A 10975-nucleotide genomic window follows, 5' to 3' on the forward strand; every position below is an offset into this window, starting at 1 on the left:
CAAAAGCAGAAAGAAAAGCCGGCAGAAGAACGGAAAGAAATCAAGTGTAATCTGTTTACGTTACCGACAAAAGAGAAATCATTCCTATTCTATAACTTCCTAGATTGTTTGTTTAAAACAATGAAGCAACAAGACTATATAACCCTACCATCGCAAGTGAATCAAGCAGTTATGAAGAAGTTATATCAAAATTGGAAATCATTCTTCGCTTCCATGAAAGCATATCAGAAACATCATTCCACTTTTACGGGCAGACCTCGCATTCCCAAATATATCAAATCATCTATGAAAGAAATTGTATTCACGAATCAAGTATGTAAACTCCAAGATAAGTACATTCGTTTTCCAAAAACAAGCATAAAATTAAATATAGGTAAATTGTTTGGACGGATTGGCAATCTCAAAGAGGTACGTGTTTCTCCTGCTTATGGGAAGTTTAAGATTGAAATTGTGACAGAACAATCTGAGCCAGCACTTAAGCCTGTGGACAATAATCGCTATATGAGTATTGATTTAGGGATTCATAACATTGCAACTATCATAACGAATACAGGGTCTACTCCTGTGTTAGTAAAGGGCAATGTCATCAAAAGTATCAATCAATACTACAACAAACAAAAGGCGTATTTACTGAGTATTCTTCGTCATGGAAAAGAACCCAAAGAAGGACCACACACATCCAAGCGTTTAGAGAGGCTTTATGAGAAAAGGTTTCTCAAAATAAAAGATCTCTTTCACAAAATGAGTTACCAGATTGTTCAGTTTGCGATTCAACATGAGATTTCTATGATTATCATTGGAAAAAATACATCATGGAAACAAAACAGTGATATAGGAAAACGACAGAATCAATCCTTCTGCCATATTCCGCATAATCTACTCATTGAAATGATCAACTACAAGGCACAGCGACAGGGCATAATGGTACAAGTCGTGGAAGAATCGTATACAAGCAAGGCATCCTTTCTAGACAATGATGCGATTCCTACTTACGGTGAGGAAGACATTCCTGCATTCAGTGGAAAGCGTATCAAACGTGGTTTGTATCGTACGAAAGAGAACAAATTACTGAACGCAGATGTGAATGGTTCCTATAATATCTTAAGAAAAGCAGTTCCAAAGGCATTTGCCGATGGAATAGAGGGGTTGTGCCATCAGGCAGCTGTGTCAACTCCACTCGTGTTAAGCATCTCTTGAAGGTGATACACGAAAAACCCCCACTTCAAGATCCGAAGGAGATAAGTGGCGGGAGTTTTCATACATGTGGACAATTGCTTTATAATAACAATGTGAAAGTTCTGTTAATACTACTTCTTTTTCTCCGCTACTCTCTTATAATAAGTGGAGATACATTATATACAAATGGAGGACTGTATCATGCCAGTATTAGTCTTTTGTATTATCGTCTCATTTATGTTATATCTCTTCTATAAAACAAAATATTTCCGTACAAACCGTACAATGGAGAAAGGATGGCTCGCGGGAAAATCAGCAATGGCACTCGGCTTATTCGTTGCGTTGTTTGGCGCAAATCAATTTTTCCTAGAACTCTCAACTGTACGTATTATCGTTGGTGTGTTATTTCTCTTATTTGGCGGCGCAAGTATTTTTAATGGGTTCCGTCAGTATAAGCATTTCTTGCCTCTTGCAGTCGAAGAAGCAGAAGCCTACAAAACAATGTAACACTGCAAAAAGCATCAGACATTTATGCTGATGCTTTTTTACGTCCCTTTATTTTCAAAATCATGTATGCAACAAGTGCAGATGGTATATTGAAAGGATTCTTCATTCCGCTCTTTTTGTATGCTTATCGATCAATTAATTGCACCATTAATAGCGCTTTCCCAACAACATCTCCTCCGTGACGCACTTCTACATCGACCTTTCCAAATTTACGCCCAATTTCTAACACCTGCGGATGTACAGAAACAACATTATCAATTTGAACAGGCTTTACAAAGTAGATAGTTAAGTTCTCAACAATCGAATCACTTTTTTTCTGTGCACGGATTGCGCGATTTGTTGCTTCTGTGACAACAGTTGTAAATACACCATATGATAATGTTCCAAATGAACTCGTCATTTGTGGTGTCACAGAAAATTGATAACTGTGTTCGTTCTTAGCTTCCTTCGGCGTTACAAATTGATTTGTAACAATATCATCAATCGTTTCTCCGACCTGTGGTTGACGCTGAATCATTTGCAGCGCTTGAAGCACATCTTGACGACTTATGATTCCTTGAAGTTTACTTCCTTCATCGACAACAGGAAGCATTTCAATCCCTTCCCACACCATCATACGCGCCGCAGCTGCTACAGACATCTTTCCGTTTACTGTAAGCGGATGTTTTGTCATCACCTTTTCAATCGGCGTTTCTTTAACAACACCGATCATATCTTTTGAAGTTACAATACCTAATACTTTTTTGTTTTCATCCACAATTGGATAACGCCCATGCATCGTTTCTTCGTTATACGCATGCCATTGTTGTACTGTATCAGTAGGTTTTAAATATAATGTTTCTTCAATTGGCGTCAAAATATCTTCAACAAGTACAATATCTTTCTTAATAAGCTGATCATAAATCGCACGGTTAATTAACGTTGCCACAGTAAATGTATCATAGCTACTTGAAATAATCGGCAATTTTAATTCGTCTGCTAATTTTTTCACATGATCTTCCGTATCGAATCCACCTGTAATTAATACTGCAGCCCCTGTTTCTAACGCTAGTTGATGTGCATTGGTACGGTTCCCGATAATCAGTAAGTTTCCCGCTTCTGTATAACGCATCATCGCTTCTAATTTCATAGCACCGATCACAAATTTATTTAATGTTTTATGTAACCCTTCTCTTCCCCCAAGTACTTGGCCATCCACGATATTGACCACTTCTGCATATGTAAGTTTTTCTATATTTTCTTTCTTCTTTTGCTCAATTCGGATTGTTCCCACACGTTCAATCGTACTAACATATCCTTTATTTTCTGCATCTTTAATCGCACGATAAGCTGTTCCTTCACTTACACTCAAGTCTTTTGCAATTTGACGTACAGAAATTTTATGCCCTACCGGCAGGCTATTAATATGTTCTAAAATTTGGTTATGTTTGGTAGCCAAATGGTTTCACCATACTTTCTTTTCCCTAAATTCTTCATGTGTTGTATTTTTAGTATACTATATTTCCGAAACTGTTACACTCTCTCTTTATATATCTGTACTATTTTTTTTATAACAAAACAACTCTTACATTCCATCAATACAATTCTTACAACAGTGTAATGTGATTGTCATCTCATTCGATAGTTTGTCCGCCAGTTCCAAGATACAATAAAGACAAGAAATCAAACAAAGGAGCGAATGAAAATGAAAAAATTGTTAGAAGTTGTAGGTGCTATATTTTTAGCTTTCGTTGATGGAAAAAAAGTTGCAATAGAATTAAATGAAACACCAGAACAAACGGTACCGGAAGTTACAGAATCAATAAAACAAACACATACTTTCAAGCCTATACTACACACATAAAAAACCCTTCACTTGTCTTTTCAAATGAAGGGTTTCTTTATTATAGTGTAATACTTTCTCCCGCTTCTAATACCTTCCCTGTACGATTTGTTAGTTTTTGAACGAAAAGGTGCGGGTCTTGCTCGATGACTGGGAACGTATTATAGTGCATTGGCACAACTGTTTTTGCATCAATCCATTCTGCAGCTAAAACCGCGTCCTCTGGTCCCATTGTAAAGTTATCACCAATTGGTAAAAATGCTAAATCAATGTTGTTAAGAGCTCCAATTAACTTCATATCAGAAAATAAAGCCGTATCCCCTGCATGATAAATCGTTTTCTCTTCTGCCGCAAATAAAATTCCAGCTGGCATTCCCGTATATGTAATCGTCTTGTTTTCTTCATCAATATAACTAGACCCATGGAATGCCTGTGTAAACTTTACTTTTCCAAAATCAAATACATGTGATCCGCCAATATGCATCGGATGTGTATTCACACCTTGCCATCCTAAAAATGTCGCCAATTCAAATGGTGCTACAACAACCGCATTATTTTTCTTCGCAAGCGCTACTGTATCACCGACATGATCACCATGTCCGTGTGATAAAATAATTGCATCTACCTTTACATCTTCAGCTTTTAAATCCGTTTTCGGATTCCCTGTTAAAAACGGATCAATTAAAATGACCTTTCCATTCGTTTCAATCTTTACAACTGAATGCCCATGATAAGATACTTTCATTGTTACATTCCTCCCTTATTCACATTCACACCCTTTATTCTACATGATTTCACAATTCCCTGTCTTTTCTAACATCGATTTACTTGTCATAACTCTTTCATCCGATGTAAAGTTATATATGTAACTGAAATCTCGGAGGTGCAAATCTATGAATACTAGATTAGAAAATTTAATGCAATGGCTACAAGAACAAAACGTGGAGGCTGCATTTTTAACTTCTACACCGAACGTCTTCTACATGACGAACTTCCATTGTGAACCACACGAAAGACTACTCGGTCTATTTGTATTCCAAGAAAAAGAACCCATTTTAATCTGTCCTAAAATGGAAGAAGGCCAAGCTCGAAATGCTGGTTGGGCACATGAAATCATCGGGTTTACTGACACTGATAAACCATGGGATATGATCGCGAAAGCACTTAAAGACCGCGGGATTAGTGTAAATACAGTTGCAATTGAAAAAGAACATTTAAATGTAGAACGCTATGAAGCATTAACACAATTATTCCCAAAAGTATCTTTCAAATCTGCGGAAGAAAAAGTACGCGAACTTCGTTTAATTAAAGACGAAAAAGAACTTTCTATCTTACGTCAAGCCGCTTACATGGCTGACTATGCTGTTGAAATTGGTGTAAATGCAATCAAGGAAGATCGCAGCGAATTAGAAGTGTTAGCAATCATCGAACATGAAATGAAGACAAAAGGTATACATAAAATGTCCTTTGACACAATGGTATTAACAGGTGCAAACTCCGCCCTGCCGCACGGTATCCCAGGTGGAAACAAAATGAAGCGTGGTGACTTCGTCCTATTTGACTTAGGCGTAATCATCGATGGTTACTGCTCTGACATTACACGTACAGTAGCATTCGGCGACATTTCCGAAGAACAAACACGCATTTATAACACTGTACTAGCAGGTCAATTACAAGCAATTGAATCATGTAAACCAGGTGTTACACTTGGTGAAATCGACAATGCTGCTCGCTCTGTTATCGCAGACGCAGGCTACGGAGAATTCTTCCCGCACCGCCTTGGTCATGGACTTGGAATTAGCGTACACGAATATCCAGATGTAAAAGAAGGCAATCACTCTCCATTAAAAGAAGGTATGGTCTTCACAATCGAGCCAGGTATTTACGTACCAAATGTAGGTGGCGTTCGTATCGAAGATGATATTTATATCACAAAAGACGGATCAGAAATTTTAACAAAATTCCCGAAAGAATTACAGTTTGTAAAATAAGAAAAAAGGTAGCTTTATCGCTACCTTTTTTCTTTCAAATAACTGAATTTTCTTTCTTATACATTTAAAAGGAGGCATACTATGAAACAACTTCAGCAACAATTAGAAGAATTGCGTGCGAATCATTACGCTATAGATTCCACGATAGATATCAATGATTTAAGTTTAAAAATGCTCCAACATATCGGTACACCCGATGGCTATTTACGAGACAACTTAATCTACACAACCTTTTGGCACCTCATCACAAAAGACCATGTTTCGCATAAGCAATTACAGCGATTATTATCCCAAAGTATAAGCAAACAATACTTATTTTATAAAATCACTACAGGCGATAAAGATGCTGTATTCACTCGATCATTTACAACACTATTAATTGCATTAATCATAAACTCTGATACAAAACATAACTTCTTATCAGAATCTGACATATTAGAAGTAAAAGACAAATTAATTTTATACATGAAGCAAGAACATGATTTCCGTGGGTATGTTGATGATCAGGGGTGGGCTCATAGCATCGCTCATGTCTCGGATGCATTCGATGAACTTGTTAAAAATCCAAAACTTGAAACCTCATATTATCCAGAAATAATACTAACTCTATTAGAAAAAGTAAGTGTACATACAATCTATTACAATTATGAAGAAGAGGAACGAATAATCACTCCTATCATTGCCATGTTAAAAAATGGGTTGAGTGAAAAAGAACTGATTGTATCCTTACGTTCTTTCGTACATCAAATGCAAATTCAAAAAACAAAATTATCTATCATCCCTTACGAAGCACTATACAGGAATATAAAATCATTTTTACGAAGCTTATTCTTTCGATTACGAACAAATTCTATATGCAAAGAAACAGAAATTGAGATTGAAAACTTATTAAAAAATTTTCGTCAATACAATTAAAAAAGAAGGTCTCTCAAAAAGTACCTTCTTTCATCTCACTAATATTGAGTTGAAACTTCACAATCCAAACCGAGAAAAGGTGTACAAAAATCGCAATAGCCATACATACACCGCTCAAAAAAGTTAAAATCGGGTGCGAGTATGAATGCCCTAAATAATAAGATACTCCAATAAAAAACATTGTTATGTAGATATAGATTGCTCCATGTATTTGATTCATATTTGCCCCCTTTTTTATCATATTATATCATAAATTTTCTGACTACTCTCATTAACCTGTTATAATCAATATTTCTCAACTGTTACACCTCTTACAGCTACTTATATATGGTGCCCCTTGTAACTTGATTTAATCGTTTTTCTTTCCGATATAAACCGCGATGCTGATTAATTACAACGTGGAGTAACCACGGTATTAATGCTCTAACAGTATTTCTTCCACCTTATATCCTATTATAACAGGCGAAGTCTTCACCAGACTCCGCTTTTTTCATGTATCACAAATCACAAAATGGTTTAACATAGCAGAAACTTAAGTGTGCTATGTTTATTCAAAAGCTTTAAAAAAGAACCGATATTTCCTTATTTTTGTGGAGATACCACTTTTAATTCTTTGACTCCGTCTTTTAATGTGATTGCACCTGTCGCTAATCTTTTCCAACTAACTTGAGCTGAATCCAAGTTAGATTTTAAGAATTTGAATTTCTCTTGATCAGCTTTATCAGATGCCTTCTCAATATGCCCTAGTACTCCCGAATATTGAGAATCTAAATCATGCCATTGCGCAGACAAATAAGTAAGAGCATTAATAGCTTTATCAATCGCACTATGCATCTCACTAATATTATTAAACGCAACTCCAACTACACGATTTAATGTTAGTTTATAATCTACAGTCTGACGTAATTGTGCTAATTGCGGCTCTAACCAGCCTAGCTTACTTCTTGCATCGCCTATCATTATACCACCAGCAATCAGTGTAGGCAGAAAAGGAATTTTCACCATTGTCAATCCTTTAGATTCTATGTCTTTCTGATAGTTTATGTCCGCTAAAACTTCATTTAGCCGTTTTTGATCGGCTTCAACATCAGCTCCTTGGTTTTTTAAAATCGATTGCAAGAGATCTTTATCACTTCCAAATTCTCTAATATCTTGTCCAATATCTTCTTTTAACTTAGTTAATTCTTGTATTAATTTTTGTGCATACTCTTGGTTTTGTTGAATTTCACCGCGTAAATCTGTAATCCCCTTTTTTAAAGTATCTCCATTCCCTGTATTAATTGCCTCTACTAATATTTTATAATGATCTTCAAATTTTGTATCGTATTCAATAATGCTGGTCAATGTGTCTAAAAGCTGTTTTTTTCCTTGTGTATCCCATTTAACAGCATGTTCCCTAGCATTCTTTTGATCTTGTACAATTTTACCAGGTAAATCTGCATACCCATTAATCGTAATGCCTTCAAAACTCACATCTGGATTATTAATTAACAAATAAGAATAGTCATTCATGGATTTTGCAAATACCGCAGCATCTTGCAAAGCTTTTTCCATTTGTTCTTCATTTGCTGAAAGAGACGTATCTCCATTATTAGTTTGTTCAATTTCATTTGCAAAAGCTGTTACTGGTGTAACTACATTAGCTGTTGTAATAGTTAAAAACGTCGATACAGCTAGTAGTTTGTAAGGGGTTTTTTTCATCATTTCATATTCCTCCTATATAGGTCTTGATTATAAGTTCTATTCTTCTTTAAAAGTGAAATTAGTTATGTATCTTTATGAATATCATTTCAACTTTGTTTAGCAGCCTTAAAATCATCAAATATTAAAGAAAATTTATAGTGAAAAGCGAAGTCCTTAATTGGACTTCGCCTTTTCGGTATATAAAGAATTATTAATTGTTGTATGGCTATTTAACAATGTAATCATAGATTCTCTATGTTTTGGGCATGCAACAGAAGTGATATTTTCCTATTGTTGTGGAGTAATAGGTTCCACTTTTAATTCTTTGATTCCTTCTTTTAAAGTGATTGCATCTGTGTGTAAATTTTCCCAACTTTTTTTAGCTGAAGCCAAGTTAGATTTTAAGAATGTAAATTTCTCTAGCTTAGCTTTTTCAGATGCATTATCAAGAAATGTTAGAACCGAACCATATTGATTATCTAAATCATTCCATTGCGCGGACATATAAGTAAGAGAATTAATAGCATCATCAAGCGCCTTATGCATCTCGCTAATACTAGTATGTGCAACACCAACTACACGATTTAATGTTACTTTATAATCTACAGTCTTACGTAATTCTGCTAATGTAGGCTCCAATTTTTTTAAATTCTCTTGTGCTGTAAGTACTATTACACCACCAATTAGCGGTAAGCCAAAAAGGGCACCCTTCATTACATTAAATCCATCAGATTCTAATTGTTTATAATAGTTTACTGATCCTAAAATTTCCTCTAGACGCTTTTGATCGGCGTCAACATCAGCACCTTGGTTTTTTAAAATCGAATCCAACTGATTTTTATTGTCTCCAAATTCCCTAACATCTTCCCCAATAGCGTTTTTTAACTTAGTTAATTCTTGTATTAATAGATTTGCATCCTCACGGTTTTGTTGAATTTGACTTTGTAAATCTGTAATTCCTTCTTTTAAAGTATCTTTAGCCTCTTTAGCCTCTTTAGTTTCTTGAGGCTCTGTACCCTCTTTAGCAGCCAGCTCTTTAGCCTTTTTAGCCTCTTTAACAGCCGTATCAGCCGCCTCTTCTAATGGATCATAATAAGTGCTAAATGTCGTATCGTATTCAACAATACCTGTCAGTGTATCTAAAAGCTGTTTCTTTACTTTCGTATCCCATTCAACAGCATGTGCTCTAGCCTTCTTTTGATCTTGTACAATTTTACCAGGTAAATCTGCATATCCATTAATATTGATTCCTTCAAAATTCACATCTGGATTTTTAATTAACAAGTAAGAATAGGCATTCATAGATTTTGCAAATAACCCAGCCTTTTGCAAAGTTTCTTTCATCTTCACATCATTTGCTGAAAGAGACGTATCTCCATTGTTAGTTTGTTGAATTTCACTTGCATAAGTTGCTACCGGTGAGACTACAGTGGTTGTTGTCAAAGTTAAAAACGTCGAGACAGCGAGTAGCTTGTAAGGGATTTTATTTAGCATTTCACATTCCTCCTATGATAGGTTTTGACTTTTAGTTCTTTGCTTCTTGTGTAAAAGCGATGTCTTTCGAAATGAATTCTGCATCTTTATGAATATCACTCCAACTTTGTTTAGCAGCTTTTAAATCATCAAGTATTAAAGAGAATTTATGTTCTTGCATAGAGTCGATATTATCATGTAAATCTGTATAATTTGCCCCCATTTTATTCCATTGTTGTTGGATATTTGTTAGGGACAGTATCGCTTGATCCACTGTTTGATACAGATCTGTCAAAGTTGCTTTCGCGTTAGTAAGCGAAATAACTGCTTGGCTAGCAAGATCGGCTTTCGTACCTAATTCCCCGATTTTTTTAGAAATTTCGTTATAGGAGTCCATATGTTTAGACGCCGTGACACCAGCTGCTGTTCCTAAACCGATACCAGCTGCACCGAGAGCCGCAAGACCACCAACAACAACTGGTGTTGCTGTACCACCAGTCACAACAATGACTACCGCTCCTGCAATGGCTGCACCAACTAAAATGAATGCTCCCAATCCACCACCAATTGACCATGCTAATACATCGTTAAAATGCTGTGTCTGAGTAGAACGTAGCTTCTCCATTTCAGCTTGAAGTTGTGGAATCAGGGCATTATTTCCCGCCAATAGTGCCGTTAATCCACCTTGTCCATCTGGGCCACCAACATTATTTTTAAACCCTGTAGAATTGTCATACAGTTTTGTTTTGAAGTCTTGTAACATCTTAATTACTTCTGTAACTTCTTTTGAATTTGTATTAATTGTAGTGATTAAATCACTTAGGCCCTCTTTTAGCTCTGCTTTATCTTTATTTTTCACAGCAGCTTCCAATATATCGTAATAATTTTTAAATTGTTCATCGTAATTTACAATATTACGTGCTGTTTTTTGAATCTTCGGCTTCGCTGTATCTAACCAATAATTCGCATTGATTCGTGACAATTCTTGATTAAGGTGAATACTTTTGAGTAATTCTGCTCCTTCTGAACCTAAATCAATATTGGATAAATTGATATTTGGTTGTTTAATCATTGTTTTTGCGTACAAATCCATTACAAGAATATGAGATCCTGTTTGAGCTAATGCTTTCTTCAGTCCTTCAGGCCCTAATTCATAATTCCCTACTTTTTGTTCTTGAGCGGTCTGTTCTTGTGCAAATACATGAATGGTGTTACCGTTAGTAGCAGTTATAAACGTTGCTAGAGTGGCTACAGCTAACACTTTAAATGGAAGTTTTTTCATAACTATTCTCCTTCTCAGTTTTTTGATAGATTATTAGAATTTTTATATTTTTATTAAATCCATAATATTAAAATTTATTAGTTTGTTCTTCAAGGTAACTTGTTACATTTTTTAATTGTCTTAATG

At 35.5% G+C, this 10975-nt stretch carries 11 protein-coding genes and 1 pseudogene; 5 read left to right on the forward strand and 7 right to left on the reverse strand.

The window, feature by feature from the left end; genetic code table 11:
• On the forward strand, positions 1–1197 hold a 1197-nt coding region (locus V7183_RS16830; protein ID WP_335360233.1), incomplete at its 5' end, for an RNA-guided endonuclease InsQ/TnpB family protein.
• Positions 1198–1377: 180 nt separating this feature from the next.
• Positions 1378–1683 carry a YtpI family protein gene (locus tag V7183_RS16835; RefSeq protein ID WP_335360234.1) on the forward strand — a complete coding sequence of 102 codons (306 nt, stop codon included), beginning with the start codon at positions 1378–1380 and terminating at the stop codon, positions 1681–1683.
• 22 nt (positions 1684–1705) lie between these two features.
• Here the strand turns inward: V7183_RS16835 and V7183_RS26000 are convergent.
• Both V7183_RS26000 and V7183_RS16840 read right to left on the reverse strand, forming a co-directional pair.
• Positions 1706–1783 (reverse strand): annotated as a pseudogene (locus V7183_RS26000) (DUF3949 domain-containing protein); the annotation flags it as partial.
• A gap of 24 nt (positions 1784–1807) precedes the next feature.
• Positions 1808–3121: a DRTGG domain-containing protein gene (locus V7183_RS16840; RefSeq protein WP_335360235.1), complete on the reverse strand. Its 1314-nt coding sequence runs from the start codon at positions 3119–3121 to the stop codon at positions 1808–1810.
• Positions 3122–3367: 246 nt separating this feature from the next.
• On the opposite strand from V7183_RS16840, the gene V7183_RS16845 reads away from it, so the two are divergent.
• Positions 3368–3526 carry a hypothetical protein gene (locus V7183_RS16845; protein WP_335360236.1) on the forward strand — a complete coding sequence of 53 codons (159 nt, stop codon included), beginning with the start codon at positions 3368–3370 and terminating at the stop codon, positions 3524–3526.
• A gap of 40 nt (positions 3527–3566) precedes the next feature.
• Here V7183_RS16845 and V7183_RS16850 read toward each other — a convergent pair whose 3' ends face one another.
• Complete coding sequence (locus tag V7183_RS16850; protein WP_335360237.1) at positions 3567–4250, reverse strand: metal-dependent hydrolase; 684 nt, start codon at positions 4248–4250, stop codon at positions 3567–3569.
• Between the two features lie 148 nt (positions 4251–4398).
• Between V7183_RS16850 and pepQ the strand changes: the two genes are divergently transcribed.
• Together pepQ and V7183_RS16860 are read left to right on the forward strand one after the other, a co-directional pair.
• Positions 4399–5496, forward strand: a complete 1098-nt coding sequence (gene pepQ / locus V7183_RS16855) for a Xaa-Pro dipeptidase (protein ID WP_335360238.1) — start codon at positions 4399–4401, stop codon at positions 5494–5496.
• Between the two features lie 81 nt (positions 5497–5577).
• Positions 5578–6411, forward strand: coding sequence for a DUF2785 domain-containing protein (locus V7183_RS16860; RefSeq protein ID WP_335360239.1), 834 nt, complete (start codon positions 5578–5580; stop codon positions 6409–6411).
• Positions 6412–6424: 13 nt separating this feature from the next.
• On the opposite strand, the gene V7183_RS16865 is transcribed toward V7183_RS16860, so the two are convergent.
• From V7183_RS16865 to hblD, 4 genes are all read right to left on the reverse strand, one after another.
• Positions 6425–6631 (reverse strand): hypothetical protein, encoded by a 207-nt coding sequence (locus tag V7183_RS16865; protein ID WP_335360240.1) that lies wholly within the window; start codon positions 6629–6631, stop codon positions 6425–6427.
• Positions 6632–6993: 362 nt separating this feature from the next.
• Complete coding sequence (locus V7183_RS16875; RefSeq protein ID WP_335360241.1) at positions 6994–8115, reverse strand: HBL/NHE enterotoxin family protein; 1122 nt, start codon at positions 8113–8115, stop codon at positions 6994–6996.
• A gap of 267 nt (positions 8116–8382) precedes the next feature.
• Positions 8383–9588, reverse strand: a complete 1206-nt coding sequence (locus V7183_RS16880; RefSeq protein WP_335360242.1) for an HBL/NHE enterotoxin family protein — start codon at positions 9586–9588, stop codon at positions 8383–8385.
• A 31-nt stretch (positions 9589–9619) separates the two neighbouring features.
• On the reverse strand, positions 9620–10849 hold the full coding sequence (gene hblD, locus V7183_RS16885) for a hemolysin BL lytic component L1 (RefSeq protein WP_335360243.1): 1230 nt from the start codon (positions 10847–10849) through the stop codon (positions 9620–9622).
• Between the last annotated feature and the right edge of the window lie 126 nt (positions 10850–10975).

The organism is Bacillus sp. JJ1127 (assembly GCF_036965845.1).
In the GTDB taxonomy this organism is placed as follows: domain Bacteria; phylum Bacillota; class Bacilli; order Bacillales; family Bacillaceae_G; genus Bacillus_A.

Bases quoted from the DNA above. Each gene is read 5' to 3' on its own strand.
- V7183_RS16865 (WP_335360240.1), bottom strand. From the start codon at position 6,631: ATGAATCAAATACATGGAGCAATCTATATCTACATAACAATGTTTTTT.
- V7183_RS16875 (WP_335360241.1), bottom strand. From the start codon at position 8,115: ATGATGAAAAAAACCCCTTACAAACTACTAGCTGTATCGACGTTTTTA.
- V7183_RS16835 (WP_335360234.1), top strand. From the start codon at position 1,378: ATGCCAGTATTAGTCTTTTGTATTATCGTCTCATTTATGTTATATCTC.
- V7183_RS16860 (WP_335360239.1), top strand. From the start codon at position 5,578: ATGAAACAACTTCAGCAACAATTAGAAGAATTGCGTGCGAATCATTAC.
- V7183_RS16880 (WP_335360242.1), bottom strand. From the start codon at position 9,588: ATGCTAAATAAAATCCCTTACAAGCTACTCGCTGTCTCGACGTTTTTA.
- V7183_RS16850 (WP_335360237.1), bottom strand. From the start codon at position 4,250: ATGAAAGTATCTTATCATGGGCATTCAGTTGTAAAGATTGAAACGAAT.
- V7183_RS16845 (WP_335360236.1), top strand. From the start codon at position 3,368: ATGAAAAAATTGTTAGAAGTTGTAGGTGCTATATTTTTAGCTTTCGTT.
- pepQ (WP_335360238.1), top strand. From the start codon at position 4,399: ATGAATACTAGATTAGAAAATTTAATGCAATGGCTACAAGAACAAAAC.
- hblD (WP_335360243.1), bottom strand. From the start codon at position 10,849: ATGAAAAAACTTCCATTTAAAGTGTTAGCTGTAGCCACTCTAGCAACG.